At 41.6% G+C, this 19,197-nt stretch carries 12 protein-coding genes; all 12 read right to left on the reverse strand.

All coding sequences use genetic code 11. From position 1 onward, the window contains the following. Positions 1 to 2 precede the first annotated feature (2 nt). Positions 3 to 872 carry a PKD domain-containing protein gene (locus H9X96_RS20800; protein WP_187668136.1) on the reverse strand — a complete coding sequence of 290 codons (870 nt, stop codon included), beginning with the start codon at positions 870 to 872 and terminating at the stop codon, positions 3 to 5. A 32-nt stretch (positions 873 to 904) separates the two neighbouring features. Next, the gene (locus H9X96_RS20805) at positions 905 to 2,422 is read right to left on the reverse strand and encodes a RagB/SusD family nutrient uptake outer membrane protein (protein ID WP_187668137.1); all 1,518 of its coding nucleotides are present in this window, start codon (positions 2,420 to 2,422) and stop codon (positions 905 to 907) included. Between the two features lie 28 nt (positions 2,423 to 2,450). Next, the gene (locus H9X96_RS20810; protein WP_187668138.1) at positions 2,451 to 5,720 is read right to left on the reverse strand and encodes a SusC/RagA family TonB-linked outer membrane protein; all 3,270 of its coding nucleotides are present in this window, start codon (positions 5,718 to 5,720) and stop codon (positions 2,451 to 2,453) included. Between the two features lie 339 nt (positions 5,721 to 6,059). Continuing rightward, positions 6,060 to 7,184 (reverse strand): FecR family protein, encoded by a 1,125-nt coding sequence (locus H9X96_RS20815; RefSeq protein ID WP_187668139.1) that lies wholly within the window; start codon positions 7,182 to 7,184, stop codon positions 6,060 to 6,062. A 122-nt stretch (positions 7,185 to 7,306) separates the two neighbouring features. Next, positions 7,307 to 7,882: an RNA polymerase sigma factor gene (locus H9X96_RS20820; protein WP_187668140.1), complete on the reverse strand. Its 576-nt coding sequence runs from the start codon at positions 7,880 to 7,882 to the stop codon at positions 7,307 to 7,309. 188 nt (positions 7,883 to 8,070) lie between these two features. After that, the gene (locus H9X96_RS20825; protein ID WP_187668141.1) at positions 8,071 to 9,264 is read right to left on the reverse strand and encodes a cytochrome c3 family protein; all 1,194 of its coding nucleotides are present in this window, start codon (positions 9,262 to 9,264) and stop codon (positions 8,071 to 8,073) included. A gap of 553 nt (positions 9,265 to 9,817) precedes the next feature. Next, on the reverse strand, positions 9,818 to 11,350 hold the full coding sequence (locus H9X96_RS20830) for a DUF2931 family protein (protein WP_187668142.1): 1,533 nt from the start codon (positions 11,348 to 11,350) through the stop codon (positions 9,818 to 9,820). A gap of 94 nt (positions 11,351 to 11,444) precedes the next feature. Further along, positions 11,445 to 13,136, reverse strand: a complete 1,692-nt coding sequence (locus H9X96_RS20835; RefSeq protein WP_187668143.1) for a RagB/SusD family nutrient uptake outer membrane protein — start codon at positions 13,134 to 13,136, stop codon at positions 11,445 to 11,447. A 45-nt stretch (positions 13,137 to 13,181) separates the two neighbouring features. After that, positions 13,182 to 16,388 carry a SusC/RagA family TonB-linked outer membrane protein gene (locus H9X96_RS20840; RefSeq protein WP_255431191.1) on the reverse strand — a complete coding sequence of 1,069 codons (3,207 nt, stop codon included), beginning with the start codon at positions 16,386 to 16,388 and terminating at the stop codon, positions 13,182 to 13,184. A 168-nt stretch (positions 16,389 to 16,556) separates the two neighbouring features. Then, a complete protein-coding gene (locus H9X96_RS20845; RefSeq protein WP_187668144.1) occupies positions 16,557 to 17,708 on the reverse strand; it encodes a FecR family protein in 1,152 nt (383 codons plus the stop codon). A 93-nt stretch (positions 17,709 to 17,801) separates the two neighbouring features. Beyond that, the gene (locus H9X96_RS20850; protein ID WP_187668145.1) at positions 17,802 to 18,383 is read right to left on the reverse strand and encodes an RNA polymerase sigma factor; all 582 of its coding nucleotides are present in this window, start codon (positions 18,381 to 18,383) and stop codon (positions 17,802 to 17,804) included. Positions 18,384 to 18,488: 105 nt separating this feature from the next. Then, positions 18,489 to 19,073, reverse strand: coding sequence for a hypothetical protein (locus H9X96_RS20855; protein WP_187668146.1), 585 nt, complete (start codon positions 19,071 to 19,073; stop codon positions 18,489 to 18,491). Positions 19,074 to 19,197: the final 124 nt, after the last annotated feature.

Consider the following 19,197-nt stretch of genomic DNA (forward strand, 5'->3'; position numbering starts at 1 on the left):
AATTATTCGTTCATATCCAGGAAGAAACTTGAAGTTCCTTCATCCGGTGCATTGCCTAAGTTTACTGACCAGTCATTTTTAATGACCTGGATACCGATCCGCATCCCTGTACCCGTTAAACCTTTCAGCTTAGCACGTGCAATACGCGCCTCAAATTTGACAAGTCCAGCTTCCTCTTTCACGGTGCCAACCGTATAAGCCTCAGCAATTGACTGTGGTTTAAATCCGGAAAAGTCACTCTGGTTAGTCCCGGTATGGTAAAAAATATCAACCCCGGCAGTCAGCAGCTGACCTTCCATCAAAACGTCATAACCACCATCGGTAAAGGTACCGGTAAGCCAGCCCGTAGCCGGATTATTATCCGAATCAATAAAGAAATCAAAAATAACCGCATCCGCTTTTTTGCCGCTCATCTCGCCATACAAATACACATAGTTCCCATCGTAATCTAGTTTTACCAGATTAAAAATTCCCTTTTTTGAGCCTAAAGGGATCACATTTTTAGTGACCGAGGTCCAGTCGTCAAAGGAGTTGTCGTTAATTTTTACAGGAGATACTTTGGCAATTTGCAGCACTGTTGATGCTTCCACGGCCTTGCCATTTACCGAAGCCATTAATGTTGGAACATATTTTCCCTTACCTGGATAAGTATGACTTGGGTTGGCCTCTGTTGAAGTTTTGCCATCGCCAAAATCCCATTGATAATTGCTCACTCCTTCGGTTTTTATGCTGAAAGTTGCACTGGCCCCATCCACAGTTACTTCATATAATAAATCAGTTTTTATCTCGGTTTTATCCTTCTTACAGGAGCTGAATAAGGAACCTGCGATCATCACCGACAGCAGGAACACATAAGCTATTAAATTTTTCATATCCATCTATATATTACAAGGTGATCGTTAGATTATTGATTTTGTGTAGCCAGCGGATTGCTCAATACCTCGTCTACCGGCAAGTAGTAAATGATGCGCGGACTGGTATAAGGTACACTCAGGTTAGGGTAACCTGTCGGTGTTCTCGAAAGATCCACATCCGTCTCTTTTAAACCTGTCAGGTGATATCCCCAATACGCTTTATTCAGGGTTCTTTTATTGCGGAACACATCATAACTGCGATGTCCCTCAAATGCCATCTCTATGCGTTTCTCTGCTAAAACCACATCTAAAGCGGTTGAACCTACTGGTACTACTTTATTGTAAAGCGAGGCTTCCAAACCACGGTTCTTGCGGATCATGTCCACATCATCCAGCGCGGCTGCATTCGCGCCTGCTTTGGCATTCGCTTCCGCACGGATCAGGTACATTTCTGCGATCCTGAACATAATCGGTGAGCTTAAGTTGGGCAGGTTGTCCTGGAAAGAGAACTTGCTGATGTAATACATTTCGATCCCATTTTTCTTTTGTACCACTCCGGCATCGTCTTTTGAAGGAACAATATAAGACCAGCGAACATCCTCTGGATGCGCAGACATGGCCGCACGTAAGGAAGAAGAAGCATATTCCTCACCCCAGCCAGAGTTTCCATCCGAGTAGATCATGGACGCAATAGAGCCAAATTTGCCATAATCATCCACCACAGTAAAGGCAACGCAAAAAATAGTTTCAGAAGCACTCGTTGCATTGGCAAACAGCTTTGGGTACGTGTCTTTAGTGGCCAGTGTAAACTTACCTGAGTTGATCACTTTATCTGCATATTCGATTGCCTTTCCATTGTCTTCCTTGTAGAGGTTAACCCTTGCCAGTAAGGACCATGCCGCTTCCTGTGAGGCATATTGAACGCCACGGGAACGGGTCATTAAGCCCGCCGCTTTTTCAGCATCAGCAAGCACGGAATCGTAAACTTCTTTGACCGTTGACCTTGCTTTTTTTGAAGGATCGCTCAGGTTTGTACGCAGGATAATGCCCGGAGAATTAGGGTCAACAGTGTAGGGTTTACCAAATAATCGGACCAAGTTAAAGTGACAGAACGCACGCAAAAAGTAACACTCCCCCAATAACTGGTTGGTAGACTCATCATTTTTACCTGATTTCTCTACCGCATCGATAACGGTATTCACGCCGGTAATGATTTTATAAGAGATATACCAGTAGTAACGGCTGTTGGCCTGAGCAGGTGAATGGTCTAGACTAAAGCTATAATAAAATGGATCGGTGGTTACCTGTCCGCAAACAATGTCATCGCTGGCAAAGTCTGTTAAATGATAAAACTGGCGCAGGTACATGTTATTCATGTCTACCTGTCCGTTAAATTCAATATGGTCTTTAAACAAAGCGTAAGCTCCATTCAGCGCATTGGTTAAGCCTTCACTGGTGTTTACCAGTGTTTCCGTACTGATCGCATCGCTTGGGAGGGAACTCAACTTTTTACAGCTGCTAACCGCAACCATCAAAAATAGGAAAACGGTGAATATTATATTTTTCATATACTTAATTTAATAGGTTGAAACCTGCTTAAAAGCTGAAATTAACGTTTAATAAATACTGGCGATTGTTGGGATATTTAAAATCCGACACCCCTGGCGTTGCATACCGGGTTGGTGTAATGGTAGTTTGTGGATCCTGACCTAAAAAGTTCGAGAAGGTGGCCACATTATCCGCAGTGATACCAACAGTTACATCACTCATACTGATCTTCTTCGCCCATGATGAAGGCAAGGTATACGATAAGGCAATGTTCCTGATCGTAAAGTAACTGCCATCTTTTAAGTAACGGGTGGAGGTTTCGGTAGAGTTGGCCGAGTTTTGCGGGCTTGGCTCTGTCGCCTCTGTATCGCCTGGCTGAGTCCAGATTTTAGCACCCTTCGGTAATTTAATCTGGTTGTAATACGGCTCATGACCATCGTTCATCATAAACCTCAGGTTATTACTAAACACCTTGTTGCCGTAATTAAAATAGGTACTCACTCTTAAATTAAAGTTTTTATACCTGAAACTGTTGTTAAAGCCACCCTGGTATTTAGGCAGTGCCGAACCTACCTCCTGATTGGTTGCCTGTGAATAATCTGATGTGCTTTCCCTCGCTACAGCTTCGCCTTGCGTATTGTAGATGAGCTTTTCCCAAAGTGGAGCCCCCGTTTGTGCATCAACACCTAACCATTTTGGCATGTAAAACTCGAACAAATCTCCTCCATTACGATAGATTTGCGAGATGCTCCATGAACCTGTTTTAACGATGTCTGATGGAAAACCAGCCAATTTATTGTTGTTATAGTTAAAGGTGAAATCAGTGATCCACTCGAAGTCTTTTGTCCTGATATTGGTCGAATTAATGCCTAACTCAATCCCTTTGTTAATGACTGAGCCCGCATTCTCCCATTTGGTTTCAAAACCAACTGATAGTGGCTGCGATACCTGCAGCAATAAGTCTTTGGTATCGTTACGGTAAACATCAAGGGTTAAATTCACCCTGTTCAATAAACCAATGTCCATACCTGCATTGAGCTGGCGTTTACTCTCCCAGGTTAAGTTAGGACTTGGCAATTGGTAAGGCACTGCCGCCACTAATGAATTATATTTGGTAGTGAGGGAAAACAAGCCCAGAAAACGGGATGCGCCAATATCCTGAGTCCCCGTAATACCATAACTGGCACGTACTTTCAGGTTAGTCAAAATAGGATTGTCGGCCAGAAAAGCTTCATTGCTTACTGCCCATGCTCCCGATATAGATGGGAAACCACCATACTGCTTACTTGGAGCGAAGTTGGAAGAACCATCATACCTGAATGAACCCGATAGGAAATATCTATTTTTGTAGCTGTAATTTACCTGCGACAATAAGGATTGTAAGATGTACTTATTGTGCGCGCCGACAATCACCTGGCTGCTGGAGATTACTCCAGGTACTTTCAATCCTTCCGGCAAACCTTTACCCGAAGCACCAGAGGTTTCGATTTTACTGCTTTCAAAAGCTCCGCCTGCAAAACCACTTAAGCTGTGTTCACCCAATTTAAAATTGAATTTGAATAACTGGTTGCTCACGAGGCCATAGTTCAGCGTATTTAACTCATCAAGAAAGCCCATCCCACGATAGGTGCCCGCAGCCAGTGGGGATACGTAATTGGTACCTTTATCGAATGAGGCTGACAACCGGTTTGAACTGGCAAAGGTAAGCCAGTCGGTAATGCGGTAGTTGATCCCCAAATCGTAATTCACATTGAAACCTTTATAGCGATGCTCTGAATTCTGAACGGTATGAATCGGATTTATTTTATCCCTAGACCACCATTTAAAAGTAGAGTTACCATCTACATAAATTGGGTTTCCGCTGGCATCATAGGGATTATCCCAAGGCATATTCAGGAAAGAATAATAGGCATCCATGTAATCATAGCTCTTGCCCTGTGAGGCACCGAGGTTGATATTATTCGTTAAATCAAATTTTTTGGAGAAGTGATAGGTCGAATTTCCACGTAAATTAACTCTTTGAAAATCGGTATTAATGAAAGTCCCCTTCTCTTTATAGTAGGATGCACCTACATAATAATCGTTCTTCTCCGTTTTGCCACTTGCAGAAAGATAGAAATTATAAATCGGGGCTGTCTTAAAGGACTCCTTAGACCAGTCGTAATCCTGATAACGCAGTGATAATGGGCGTTCCGAATAGAATTTCACCAGGTCAATCTTATAAGAGTTGTTGGGGGCACCAACCACGTAGTCGCGGTAAAATTCTTTCTGATAATCATAAAGCTCATTGCTGTTCATCAGTTCCATTTTACCAAAATCAGGAGTTCGGAAACCAGTGGAAACTTTAGCCTCGAACCTGGTTTCGGCTTGTTTGGCCCTTTTGGTGGTGACAATAATTACCCCTGCATTTGCTTGTGAGCCGTACATGGCAGTCGCCCCTGCATCTTTCAGGATCGTGACACTTTCCACGTCGTTGGGATCGTAATTGCCACCGATAATTCCATCCACCACAAAAAGAGGACTTTGATTCGCATTAACTGACGACACGCCACGCAGCCTGATCTCCGCGTTGGCACCCGGTGCTCCAGAGCTGTTGACTACCTGAAGACCAGCCACTTTTCCTTGCAGCATGGCGCCAATAGAATTGGCTGTGACATCTTTTAATTTCTCGGAAGAAACCACGGAAACCGCACTGGTCAGCTCACTTTGCTTCCTGGTATCGTAACCGACTACCACCACATCGCCGAGCAGACTGACATCCTCATCGAGCACGATGTTGATCGCACTAGCGCCATTAACCGGCACCTCTTTTCTTAAATAGCCCACAAAAGAAACCACCAATATAGCCTGTTCCTCTACATTTTTCAGTGCAAAATTTCCATTTTCATCAGTGCTGACCACTTTGTTAGTGCCTTTTACACTGACAGATGCACCAGGTAAAGGCTTTCTATCTTTGTCGAGCACCTTTCCACTGATATTTAGCTCTTTAAGGACCGATTGGAACTGCTGGAAGGTAGCTGGCCGGATCTTAATCAGGATGTTCCTGCGTTCCATTTTGTAGGTCAGGTTTTGGTCTTTTAGTAACGTTTCCATCACCTGGCTCAATTCAGAATTTTTAAAATTGGCATTAATCTTCATCTGGCTGTTTAAATTCTGATCAGAATATAAAACGCGGAAACCGGTTTGCTTTTTGATCTCCTGAAAAACTTGATGAAGTGTGGTATTCTGTTTTACAAAATTGACTTTTTGAGCAAAACCTGCTGCACTGACTTGCAATAAGCAGGTTGTAATGATGGCGATGATCAAATTAACTCTCATTAGTAGTCTTCTTTTATTTGTTGCCAGCGTTTTCGCAACAACAAAGTTCATAGCTGATAAAAGTGTAGGCAGCAGCCATCGGCATAGCATACCTAGGTTAAAAGCATTTAATTTCATACTTTTGTTGGATTGGGTTAATACGTGAACGGATCTCAAATTTGTTTTTTGGGTTAACTCAGATAATGCCATGGAAGTGCTGATACACTTTCATGGCTTTTTTCTTAAAAACCTCCTGAAGTACTAACTTGCTTTGTGTTTGGTTCTTTTCATGTGGTTTGGTTAGTTGTTGACGGTTAGGTTGGTTAATCATCGGACTGGTTGGGTCCTTTTTATATCTTCTTATTTGATCGTTACCTGTATTTGTTTTCCAGCTATGGAAAAGCGGATATTACTGGTTTCTTCTAACATATTTAAAACGCTGGAAATATTTTCAGAGCGGGAAACAGAGCCTGAAAATGTAGGTGTTTTTATGAGGTCATTTGTATAGACAATCTCGACACCATACCAGCGGGAAACTTTCTTCAAAATACTGGTTAAAGGCTCATTCGTAAATACAAATTCTCCGTTTTTCCAGTCGGCAGCATCAATGGCATTCACTTCTTTCACATTGAATTTTCCATCATTCAGCACTGATTGTTCACCCGGCTTTAAAGTAAGCTGGCCATTTAATTTCACGGAGCCTTCTATCAGAGTGGTCTTGATGCTTTGCTCATCCGGATAGGCATTCACATTGAAGTGGGTTCCCAAAACTTCCACGTCCTGCCCCTTGCTTTTCACCACGAATGGCTTCGTTTTATCTTTTGCAACTTCAAAGTAGGCTTCCCCGATCAATTCTACACTGCGCTGTTTTAGTGCATAAAAAGAGGCGGGATATTTTAAGGAAGAGGCTGCATTTAGCCAAACCCTGGTGCCATCCGGCAATTGCAGTTCATATTGACCTCCAATGGGAGTTTCGATACTGTTGTATTTCCCGCTTGTTTTCTTTCCCTCATCCGCAATGGTGTAAACCAGCTGCCCATCCGAAGTTTTAGTAATCTTTATCCCTCCCTCCTCTGCCAGCATTCCATTAGCTGCCGTGGTCAGTAGAATTTTCTTTCCGTTGGTCAAGGTGAGGTAAGCTTTGTTGCTCCCTGCGGGAACATCATTTGAATATTGCTGAGGAGCTTTTAAAGGATTTGATGACTGGTAGTTATAAAAAAATAACGCCAAGCCTGCCACGAGCACTAGCGATGCTGCAGCCGAAATATAAGGCCATAACTTTCCGGTTCTGGGCGAGGATTGTTTTCTGTTTTTTTCCAGCGATGCCCACATCTCGTTGCTCAGTTCATTAAGTTCCGCTGCCGAAAGACCCGCTTCATCGTTTTGCTGAAGTTGATGCAGCCAGAGTCTGGCCATAGTTTCTTCTTCAGGACTGGCGTCACCTGAACTTACTTTATCCAATACTTTTTTGATGTCTTTCTTCATTGAATTCTTTGCGCTTGTGGCTCAACAATAAGTAAAGGCGATTCAGGATCATGGATTAGGTACATCCATGATGAAAAAAAAGAATAAACATTACAATCAACTGATATACAGAGAAATAATTTTCAGTAGAGCATCCATAAAATGAAAATCACAGTCCCAAGTTTCACCTTAAGGTGCTTAAGCGCGCGTTTGAGTTGGGTGGATACCGTATGGACAGAGAGCCCTAATTGCCCGGCAATTTCTTTGGTACTTAAAAATTCTCTTTTTTTTAACGTATAGATCTCCCTCATTTTAGGAGGCATGGCCGCAATTTCATTTGCTATTAAAGCAGCGATATCCTTTTCCCGAATCAAGTAATCTGCTTCCGGGGAACTGACCTCGATATAATGCTCCCCACTTTCTACGTATTTTTTAATGATGCCTTTGTGTTTAAAGATATCCAAAATTTGATGGAGGACCGTTTTATAAAGATATCCGGATAAACTAGAGTTGAGCTGAAGCTCATGACGGTGATTTAAAAGCCAGGTAAAAGAATCCTGTACCACATCTTTAGACTCCTCTCTGTTTCTGAGCTTTTTGTAAGCGTATAAGTATAGCAGCTTATCATATCGCAGATAAATTTCTCTAAAAACGGCATCATTACCTTCTTTCCACAAAGCAATCAACTCGTTATCAGTATAGGTGCTATAATTGGCCATAAAAAATACAAGTTATTGAATTTATCAGCAATAATAAAAATTAAATTGGAATGCTGTAAAAATGCCGGTATTCTTAATCCACTCCTCTGCGATATCAGGGCTTCAACCCGCTAAATTTGTTGGAATGGTTGTCCAAATTTAGATCACGACAGATATCAATGGAAATACGATGTATCCGTTTATGGAATTCATTTGCCCTTTACCAAATCTTTATAAATCGCAATACGGTGTGTGCGCAGCTGATAAGGTATCTTTTCTTTGCTGTTGCTCACCTGAAAGGCAATCGCATGAGATTCTTTAACGGGCATGTGACAATCGATACAGTTCTTTGCCAGCATCGCTTTATTTTTTTCTTTTAATGCATCATGCTTCACCTCCTGGTGACAGCTGATGCATTTAGCGGAATAAATTGCAGGATTAGGTTTATTATTATCATGTACATCATGGCAGGTAACGCATTCTGCCTTACCAATTTTATAACATAAACTCGCCTCCAGCAATTGCTTTTGCTTGCCATGTACATCCGGATCTTCACCTCGATAGGCACTATATTCAGGTAAGGTTTTTAACGTATCCCCAGGCTTAAAACTAAACATAGGACTCGGCGATTGAATACCCACACCTGAATGGCATACCCCGCAAGCATCTACCCTTTGTGTTAAGGCCAGCTTCTTGTAATTCACCATATAATTGGCCGTTTTCACCTCAGGATTTTCCTGATGAAAGGTAACATGCTGGGCCGAAGGACCATGACAGCGTTCACAATCTATACCAACGATGAGGGAATTTTTAACATATTCTTCCTGAACAGAGAACCCTGTATTCTGCACTGCCTTTTTCTCCGCGAAAGAGCCATGACACTCTAAACAACGCAGATCGATTGTTCTGCCAAAATAAATCTGCTCCGTAGGAAAACCCGGACTATTTACCCATTGATGTTCTTTCGTCAGGTAGTTTAAGGGCATTTGCATCAGTTGATTGCCGTACCAAAAGGCGAAGGTATACGCCTTGTGTCCTGCACCAAAAACCATATCCGTTCGTTCTGTTTTTCGATCAACCCCGTTGATCATTGCAGTCTGATATAATCCATCGGCACGGTTTTTCACCAGCATTTGAGTTTTTTCATTGAAAATAAATGTTCCATCAGGTATCTGCAGACTATCAGCAGAATTAGGCTTAGTCAGCATTTTTGAAGCGTTAAAATGGGAATTGTGGAGTGCAGATTTTGTAAGGTCTTTATGACAGCTGATGCAGGACGAACTTCCCGCATAGGCTGGCCCCCTACTGTCGGCACTTTTACCCTCTATCTGTGTGCATTGCACAGCTGCAAATACAAAAATTGCCAGAATACAAAAAATCAGGAAGAAGCGTTTCCGGCCCATAAATTAGCTTTGATTAGAATGTTAACTAAAATAACAAAAAATTTCAATCAACTGACAAAAAATACAAAGCATCTCAAACCCAACTATGGGGGTTATTTGGGCAGCTGCAGGAAAGTCCTTGTTATAAAAATTTTACGAACATAATTATACTTTTTCATCGCCTCGATAACTAGGGATAGGTTTTCTAAACGTCCTTTACATAGCCGCTTTTTGTTTTAACAATCAGGTTATGCGGACAAAATCCGGCTATCGAAAAACACAAAGCGCTAAATAGTACAAGGTGAAATACAATGGTAACATCATTGAAATCTTGTGGATCTTTGAGACTTTAGCATAGATAAAATAATAAAAGCGATCATTGGTGTAAAGAAAATCCCGAGCAAAACACCCCCACCAAAGCCTATACGAGTATTCCTGGCATAACGTCCTAATGCCCATAATATAGAGAACATTAATAGTATGACTACAATTTCAACACTACCCACAGCGATTAGAAACATATATTTAAGATTTAGGATAAACTTACATAAATATATTGATAACCAATAATTGGCTAGTACTTTTCACCATAATCTATGATTTTAGCCTTTAAAAGCAAGACTTGGTTTTTGCCGTTTTTTAAGGTGGCAGTTCCTGTTTTGGTTTTTTGATTGATATTAAATTCTATTTCAGCACTGCTGTTTTTTTCGCGGTCAAAAAAGTCACCAAACTGTCTAAAGATTTGCTCTTCATCAAATTCAAAATCCAGTGCGCATCTGTTCCCATTTTTATCATACCATTTAACGTATACATTTTTTGGAACACCACGTTTTTCCATCGTGTTCGTTAGCAAACTTTCATCAAAAAACACATAGCGTTCGGCATTGAAAAAGCTAAAATCAGCATCATGAACCTTTATTTCAGGAGAAATCACAAATGTAGGCTGCCAGTTGTAAGCTGTCCGCAGTTTATCCCAATATCCATAAGGAATGGGTTTATTTTTTATTAGCCGCTGTATCTTTAAAGGTATAATGGCACTATCAGTTAACACCTTATTTCTCCATTCCGGATTAAAAACATCATTATAAGCCAAGCGCTCATCTTTAGAAACAGGCTTAGCTATACTTACTTTTTGGGCCTGATAACGACCAATTTCTACCTGACGACGACCAGTGCTGCCCGCCCAAACCACCACTACCCCACCTGGTGCAAAGCCCATAATGATCGCGTCATACTTTTCCTCAAAATTGCGGCTAGCTCTCTTTTCCAGATAAGGCTTACTGAACAGTAGCTTTAGCTTTTCTTGATCTATAGGCGTATTTAGCCGATAAAAAGTATCTTCAGCAAAAGAATACCAGGTAAGATCCAGACCATTGGGCATTACTGCATTTTGCTTACTGGTTTCAGTTCCATCATTACCCCATCTTGCATCGTAATTAACCGGGTTACTCTCACCAAAAGTAAAATTATAGTGCTCCCCTTTTGGGAAAGAGAAAACCCCTTTATACAATTGAACAGGATAAGCAGCTGGGTTGCTCATCGCCGCATGCCACTCATATACCCCATTTTTAAGGCTATCAGCAATATCTTCTGCCTCTTGTTTCGACTTTTTAATATCCCGGCCAGTGGAAGCAATGCCGTCTATAATAGGCATCAAAACAATATATCCAATAAGAACCGGCACCAGTCTTTTGTATGATTTTATGGCCCATACAAAGATGATACTGCTAAAAACCGTCAGAAAAATACTCAAGATTAAAAGCAGGGGAAACATTTCAGCGATGGCATTGCCTAAATCGGCATACAGCCGATGTTCATACTCATCACCAATGGTCCCCACAAAAAGTATTACCGGGAAAAACATTAAGAAAGTAAGGTAGAATACAAAACCATAGGCAAGCTCAAATAGTATATTGGGCTCATGGAGCAAGTTTAGCTTTCTACGAATGGTATTAAAATGGAAATAGAGTAGCGCAATGATAATGACATACGGTGAACAGCAAAATGCTGCATAAGCCAGGTTTAAATCTGCTCTTTGCGTGCATAGCATACAGATTAAAGCAAATATGGCCACTAGAATAGCGGATAGGATAGTCTTGAAAGTCATCTGCTACAATGTAATGAGTTTCTGGTGTAATTAAAAAAAATGCCCCTGAATTATTGGAATTTCAGGGGCATTAATTGAATGATAATGATCCAGCTTAATATCCTGGATTTTGCTTTAATCCATTATTTCCTGAAATCGCCTTTGTGGGCACGGGAAACCGGTTTAAATGGTCGGAGCTTGAAGGCTGATGATCCCACCAGGTACCAGCGGTAAACATTTTCCACCTAATCAGGTCTGTACGTCTTCTACCCTCGCCTAAAAATTCAATACTCCACTCGTCCAACATTCTATTGGCGTCAAGATTCGCAACTGTTACCGGATTAGGATCTATCCCATTTGCGAAATCACGCTTCCTCACCTCATTAATTAAGGCGGCTGCAGCTCCCTTATCACCAGCCCGCATCTTACATTCTGCCAGCATATAATAGATCTCTGTAAGCCGGATTGCCGGATTATCAGCTGCCCATCTCAAACTCTTATCCTGATCACTTGGAATAGGAACTTTGACCAGCCTGAGACCAGTATTTTCTTCTCCTTGCGACATCATTGAAGGAAGTTCTGAGACGGAAGCATATTTTTTTCCGGGTCCAACCTCAGAAAAACGGCCAACCTGATCAACGAAATTCAATGGTTTATCTTTATATTCCTCCCCACCATTAATTACTCCGCCTGCAGGTGTCAGATGTGGTCCAACGATAAACATTCCTTCATACCTGCCGCTGCCAAGGTATTTATATCCTTTTTTACGAAGATCCCCTGCATCAAATTTCTCAAATGGAGCGCCTAGTTTAAAGTCTGTACTATACAAAGTACCATCAGGTTTTCTGGATGGTGTAAGGTGCCCACCATTATCTGCGCCCAGATCTACACCAAAATATTGCCTGCTGTTATAATGATAGAAATTGGAATAAAACCAATTGTATTCGAGCTTATTAAACTCCGATGGGATTGACCAGATTATTTCGGGCGATTTATCATTTGTAAAAGTATGCGGACCGCTCCAGGTAGGATCTAAGGTATATTGTCCATACTTATGGTTAACTATATCCTGGGAAATCTGCTGGCATTGCAGAAACATATCCCGCCCAATATAGGCTTCCGCATTAAAGTATAAGCTGGCCAGCATGGCTGCTGCTCCTGCCTTTCGGATGGCTCCCTCTTCTTTATCGCCTGCTTTTTTTGCAGGAAGCTTTTCAATGGCATTCTTTAACAGCTTTTCAATATGGGTAAAGGTTTCCTGGTCAGTACTCCTCAATACCCCTTGTTCATCCAATGAATCGAAGATCGGTAATCCGCCATAAAAATCCAGTCCCCGAAGGTAGAAATAGGCGATTAAAGTATTCAGCTGGTTCACATGGTCATCCTGATCAGCTTTGCTCAATGCGAATTTCGTATAATCCAATTTTTCAAGATCATTTCTTGCATCCAGTGTAAGGGCAATTCCCATCAGGGTTCCACGCCATGTTTCCCAGATCCATCCATCATCTGGTGTCCAGCGATGATAATGGTAGCGTTCATTTTCCCCGCCATTATACCAGTGACGGCCTTTCGTGGTAATGGCAAAATTATCCGCTGTAAATTCCTGTAATCTCCAACGGTCATCACCAAGATACCATCGGGCATGAGTGAATGGTCTATACAAAGCAGCCACGATGTCTTTTTTACTTTTGAAAAAAGTTTCTGGTGTTACCTTGTCATAAAACTGCTGATCAAGTTTCGTACATCCTCCGGAAATCAGCAGGAATAATACCAGTACTCCTATTTTTATATTGATGCTATTCTTCATTAGAATATATTTTTGATTGATGAAAATTTATGAATTCGTCATGGACTAAAGACCTACCTGTATGCCGAACATAAAAGTTCTGGTTTTAGGGTAAGCATTTCGCTCTTCAAAGCCGGGATCAAGGCCATTGATATTTACTTCCGGATCAAGGCCACTATATTTAGTAAGCACAAACAAATCTCTGCCCGTAGCATATATTCTCAGGTTTTTTAAGGGCTTAATCAGGTTTTGCTTAAAAGTATAGCCAAGACTAATGGCATCTACCTTCAGGAAATTCCCTTTTTCAAGCCAGTAATCACTCAATTCCTTTTCTCCTTTAATGTCTTTATGTTTATCAAATGCTGCTCGCAATACATTTTGCCCCCGCACATTTGGGAGGCTATAGTACATATTGATCATGTTAAACACATCATAGCCGAGCCAGCTTCTTAGGTAAATACTGGCATCAAAATTCTTGTAGGCGATCGCGTGGTTCCAGGAAAGGATAACTTTTGGAATCCCATTCCCTACAAAGGCCTTGTCGGCAATAGTCTTAGAACGTTTCGTCACATCAAATGCCTGTCCGTCTTTATCATAAAGCATCCAATTCCCTTCCGGGGTAAAACCAGCAGAACGCCAAAGGAAGAACTCGCCAATATCATGGCCTGGGAAAAGTCTGACTGCATTCCCTGGAGATCCTGGTGCGGGAAAACTTTTTCTATCTGCAAAAGTCTGACTGCCAGAAAGAGAAGTCAGGCTGCTTTTATTTCCCGACATCACAATTCCTGTCGTATACTTAAAATCTTCATGATCTACCGCATTCCAATTCAACTCCGCTTCAAAACCCTTGTTTTGCATGCTGCCAATATTCACCGTTGTCGTTTCGTAAATCGCAGGTGGCTGAGAAACATTAATATCATAAATGATATCATTTACTTTACGCTTATAAAGATCAAATCGTCCGGTGATTTTGTTGTTCAGCAAGGCAAAGTCCAGCCCAATACTATATTCCTTTTTAACTTCCCACTTCAGGTCCGAATTTTGGTTGTGACGAACGCCATAAGTACGCTGCCATTGGCCATTAACTAACCACCAGGCATCGGGAGCGTACATTCTATACGCAACATTCGCATTAAAATCAGCATTTCCGGTCTCGCCGTATCCTCCTCTAATTTTCAGGTCGTTGATAAACTTCAGGCTTTTCATAAAAGGTTCCTCGGAAAGACGCCATGCCATAGATATCCCTGGAAAAGTTCCCCAGCGCTTGCCTGGAGCAAACTTAGAGGAGCCCTCTCGTCTCAATGTTCCGGTAACGATATACTTGTTATCAAATGCATAATTTACGCGGCCAAAGAAAGCAATCAGCTTCACAGTAGGATCCTTAAAAGAGCTCATAGCTGCTCTTCCATCGGTTAAAAACGTGCCGTTGTTCAAATCATTTTCGCCAATACCGTCTACCGAAAAACCGGAATTCTCTGCCTTAAAGCCCTGTCCATTAAAATCCTGATAAGAATAACCTGCTACCGCATTGATGCTATGTTTATCAATCACCTTATTATAGTTTGCAGTCCACTCGAAGGTACGATCCGTGAAACGCTTGTACTCCTGTTTGGCATAGCCATCCACGCCATCAGTTCTGGAAATCCGATGCTGCGAAGAGCGATAAAAAATTGGGTTTTCACTGTCGTTTTTAATCGCGATCATCGCTGAAGTATACAGATCTTTCGTCAGATCCACCTTCAATACTGAACTTCCCAAAAGATACTTCAGCTGATTCTGGTCTTTACGCAGCTTAACTTCCGCTAAAGGGTTCCAATAATCATAACCACCCACCATCACGTTTAGACCAGTAATATCAGCTGCATTATACGGTGTTTGTGTGGGGTTAAGCACCAGGGCCATATTAAAAATGTTGTGATCTGTAAGGTTGGCATCTACATGGTTATAGCTGAAATTTGTACTCAGCTGTGCTCTTCCATCAAAAAACTTAAAAATCGTGTTCACTCTTCCACCAATTTCTTTTCTATCCGAACCTATCGCAATACCTTGAGCATTCCGATAAGTTAAGGTCGAATAAACCTGTGCATTTTCACTGCCGCCATTGGCATTTAACACATACCGCTGACTAAATGGTGATTTATTGGTCACCTCTTTATACCAGTCTGTGCGCGAACCAAAATCATTACCCAGTCCTTTTTCAACGAACTCATCTCCACTAAGGGACTCCGGACGTCGGCGGATACGCTCTGTAAAAAGCTCGGTGGTTAAAGAGATATTCGCTGGGCCAACTTTTGCTCTATTAGTCGTGATCAGAATGACACCTCCAGAGGCCCGCGTACCATAGATTGCCGCCGCAGAGGCATCTCTCAACACATTAATAGACGCTATATCTTCTCGTGCAACAGAATTTATATTTCCACCAGGCACCCCATCTATCACGATTAAAGGTCCCTGTCCGGCATTGATAGAATTGACCCCGCGCAGTTGTACAGATACGCTGGCATTGGGATCGCTGCCGTTGGAAGAGCTGATCGTTAGCCCCGGAACCTTACCTTGTATGGAAAGCAGCGGGTTTACGGAGCCGGAAATAAAATCTTTTGGTTTCACCGTCGATACAGCACTTGTCAGGTCTTTCTTTTCAATGGTTCCATAACCAACCACGACCACCTCATTCAGGTCATTTTTTTCTTCGGTGATGACAATCTCAAAAGTTTTCCGATTGTTTACTGGCACTTCCAGGGGGGTAAATCCCATTGCGGAGACCAGCAGCACAGCGTTTTCCGGTACACTCAGAGAAAATGTACCGTTAGCCCCTGTAGAAGTACCTCTTCCTTTAAGGCCTTTTACAATTACGGAGGCACCGGGAACAGGTTTTCCTAAGGCATCTTTAACCGTACCGGTGATCGTTAGGTCTACATTTTTCTTCTCATTTACGACAATTGTTGAAGTGGAGACCGTGTAGCCCAGGGGCTGCTCCAAAAAGCACTCTGCCAATATGTTCAGCAAGGGAGCATTTTTAGCATGTACAGTAACTGGTTTTGCTTTTTTTATCAGATTGGAATTAAAAATGATGTCGTAGTTACTCTGCTCTCCTATTTTTTCCAATACGGTTTCCAATGGAGCATTCTTTTCTGACAAGGTAATCTGTATCGGTTCTGCGGCATTTGCCCGTACAGCACAGCTCAAAATCAAGACAGCGAACAGCATGGTCTTGAGCGCAATTTTATCTTTTACACAGGAAATCCTGTGTAAGTTAAACTCGTAAAATTTCATACATTTGGTTTGTTAGGTTGTTTGACACTCAGCGCATTAAACAAGCAGACACGTGGTGTTTATTTGGTTAATTTTTGCAATTGTTGGTATCGGCAGACAGCATAATCAAATTCTATCCCGGAAATGTTAGCCCATTTTCGGGTTTATTTTAACTACCTGCTGATCGGATCACGGCATAACGGTCACCCTCCTTCCTTCAACTTTAAATTTAACATCGCCTGTCAGCGCCAACACTTTCAGCACTTCATTCAGGTTTTTCGTTCTGGAAATTTTACCGCTAAAATTCAGGTCATCTAGTTTTCCAACATATTCAAGATCGATATTGTACCAGCGTGATAGTTTCCGCATGATCTCATAGATTTTATCTTCTTTGAAAAGGAAGTAGCCGTTTTTCCAATCTATAATTCCCTTTAATTTCACGGTCTTAATCTGGAAAGCCCCATTTTCCATTCCACATTGCTGACCCGGTTTTAACAGGACAGAAGAGTTCCCATGATTAACTTTTACACTACCTTCCAGCAAAGTAGTTCGAGTTACCTTTTCATCTTCATAAGCATTTACATTAAAATGAGTTCCATACACCTCTACGACCTCTTTATCGGTTACCACTTTAAAAGGCCTACCTTTCATTTTTGACACCTCGAAATAAGCTTCCCCGCTGAGCATCACCTTACGTTCTGTACCAGTAAATTGCGCTGGATATTTCAACGAAGAAGAAGCATTGAGCCAAACCACTGTTCCATCAGGTAAACGGACCTGATATTGCCCACCCATGGGTGTCTCTATACTGTTGTAATGAATCTGTCCATTCTTGGGCTGCTGATTACCGGCAACCACCGTATAAATCAGCTGGCCATCCCTGTCTTTTTTTATAGTTAATCCCGCTTGTTTGGCTACAATACCATCAGCAATATGATCCAGGTCTACAATAGATCCATCACTCAAGGTCAATCTGGCCTTGTTCCCACCAGGTGTGATCACTTTCGAACAAGCGACTTCCGGAATATTCAGTTGATTTTTAGTCGGATTTGGCGTATGAATTATAAAGCGGGCGATCCCGATAATTACCAGAATGGAAGCCGCAGCACCAAGCCATAACCTAGTATAACTTACCTTTGGATTGCGCTCATTTGCAGGCTCCTGTTTTATGCTTTGCATAATTGCAGCTTTTACCCCAATGCCATCAGGCTCCTGAAAGCTAATTTCAGCACCCTTACGGTCCATCCTTTCATAATATTCTTCCAGCAGACGAATTTCTGCAGGACTCGATTCATTGGCTAAATAGCGGTCTATCAGTATTAAAAAATTGTGCTTGTCCATAGGCTATATCTATAGGTACCAAAACTTACTTCCTACCCTACGGCTTTTTCATTTTTATTTTACCAAGAAAAAGAAAGGGTTTAGCAAGAATAGTTATCGATGAAATTCATACCATAGGAGAATGGTGATACAGGTTTCTATATTCAGGCTTGCACGAATCATTTTTAGGGACTTAGAAATCCTTTTCTCGACCGTCTTTTCTGATATATTTAAAAGATTGGCAATCTGCTTATAGGTCATTTCCTGCTCTCTACTTAAGAGAAACGCCTGTTTACAGTCTTCCGGAAGGTTATCGATTAAGTTTTGGATGAGCTGCTGCTGCTCTTTAAAGAGTAAAGGATTCTCCGCAATAATTTCCGTAGTCACCTCCATCAATCTTTCATAAAATTGACGGTCTGTTTTAAGCTTCCGAATTGCTTTCAGCACACTAAACCTCAAAGCTTGGTGGAGGTAGGGTTTTAAAGCCAGGATATCTACTTGCGCACGTCGTTGCCAAAGGCTTAAAAAAACATCCTGCAGTACATCTACCGAAGCATCTGGATCTTGAAGTATGTTATTTGCCTTTCGATAAAGCTCCTTCCAGTACCGCTCATAAATTTCACCAAATGCCTGCTCTTCTCCTTCTTTTAAAGCAGCTATTAATTCGGCATCGGAAAGAAGGTCACAGCTCATCATTTAGTTTAGGCAAAACCGAATCTAATAAAAAAAGATGTAACTCTGGTTTTTTCTAAAAAAACGACTTAAAACTAACCATAGGCGCTAGCCTGGTTGCGATTTGTTCTACGTTTTCCTGATCATTGCTTTTTTCTTAATCAGTTTTCCACTGCGATTCGGATCTGAAACATAGTAATAGATAGTCCCCTTTTCCAGGAACACCCGTTGCTGTAAATCCTGATCCCTGATCATTTCACAGCCGGTTGGAATTAAAAAAGTTGCAACTACCTTGTTCCAGGATCCATTTTTATAGGAATAGGTGGTCATCGAATAAGTACATCCATTCATTGGTGCCTGGAATACGGATATTTCATCTGCTTTATCATGATTTAGGTCGCCCTCATTAATTAAACGGACCTTACAACAGCCTACCATGATTGATTTGATACGGCTATCCGAAAATCTGATTTCATATTGATCAGCCGTTCCACCTTCAACAGGATTGCCCTGCCTTTCCGCAATTTTAACGGCTGCGGCATAACCTCTTCTACCATTCCCAATAAAATCACCCTGAATCCTTTCCTCCATTTTGTGTAAAACAGCAGACTCATTACTCGTTTTTATTTGCCCGGAAGTATTGTGTTTTTCGCTTTGCAGCCACTGTGGGAAAGAGATAACTCCCCAGCTGAGCAAAATCAATAGTTGTTTCATAGGATGGTCAATTAACATTTTTAAAACTAGTAAATTGGCAAAAATAATGGTTAAACCTGGCATTAACACCATCCCCAAAACTATGACCTATATTTCTAAATAGGGTATTTTCAACTAAATCTTA

Origin of the sequence: Pedobacter sp. N36a (genome assembly GCF_014472395.1) — a bacterium.
Taxonomy (GTDB): domain Bacteria; phylum Bacteroidota; class Bacteroidia; order Sphingobacteriales; family Sphingobacteriaceae; genus Pedobacter.

Bases quoted from the DNA above. Each gene is read 5' to 3' on its own strand.
- H9X96_RS20820 (WP_187668140.1), bottom strand. From the start codon at position 7,882: ATGGCCAATTATAGCACCTATACTGATAACGAGTTGATTGCTTTGTGG.
- H9X96_RS20805 (WP_187668137.1), bottom strand. From the start codon at position 2,422: ATGAAAAATATAATATTCACCGTTTTCCTATTTTTGATGGTTGCGGTT.
- H9X96_RS20810 (WP_187668138.1), bottom strand. From the start codon at position 5,720: ATGAGAGTTAATTTGATCATCGCCATCATTACAACCTGCTTATTGCAA.
- H9X96_RS20830 (WP_187668142.1), bottom strand. From the start codon at position 11,350: ATGACTTTCAAGACTATCCTATCCGCTATTCTAGTGGCCATATTTGCT.
- H9X96_RS20845 (WP_187668144.1), bottom strand. From the start codon at position 17,708: ATGGACAAGCACAATTTTTTAATACTGATAGACCGCTATTTAGCCAAT.
- H9X96_RS20840 (WP_255431191.1), bottom strand. From the start codon at position 16,388: ATGAAATTTTACGAGTTTAACTTACACAGGATTTCCTGTGTAAAAGAT.
- H9X96_RS20850 (WP_187668145.1), bottom strand. From the start codon at position 18,383: ATGATGAGCTGTGACCTTCTTTCCGATGCCGAATTAATAGCTGCTTTA.
- H9X96_RS20825 (WP_187668141.1), bottom strand. From the start codon at position 9,264: ATGGGCCGGAAACGCTTCTTCCTGATTTTTTGTATTCTGGCAATTTTT.
- H9X96_RS20855 (WP_187668146.1), bottom strand. From the start codon at position 19,073: ATGAAACAACTATTGATTTTGCTCAGCTGGGGAGTTATCTCTTTCCCA.
- H9X96_RS20835 (WP_187668143.1), bottom strand. From the start codon at position 13,136: ATGAAGAATAGCATCAATATAAAAATAGGAGTACTGGTATTATTCCTG.
- H9X96_RS20815 (WP_187668139.1), bottom strand. From the start codon at position 7,184: ATGAAGAAAGACATCAAAAAAGTATTGGATAAAGTAAGTTCAGGTGAC.
- H9X96_RS20800 (WP_187668136.1), bottom strand. From the start codon at position 872: ATGAAAAATTTAATAGCTTATGTGTTCCTGCTGTCGGTGATGATCGCA.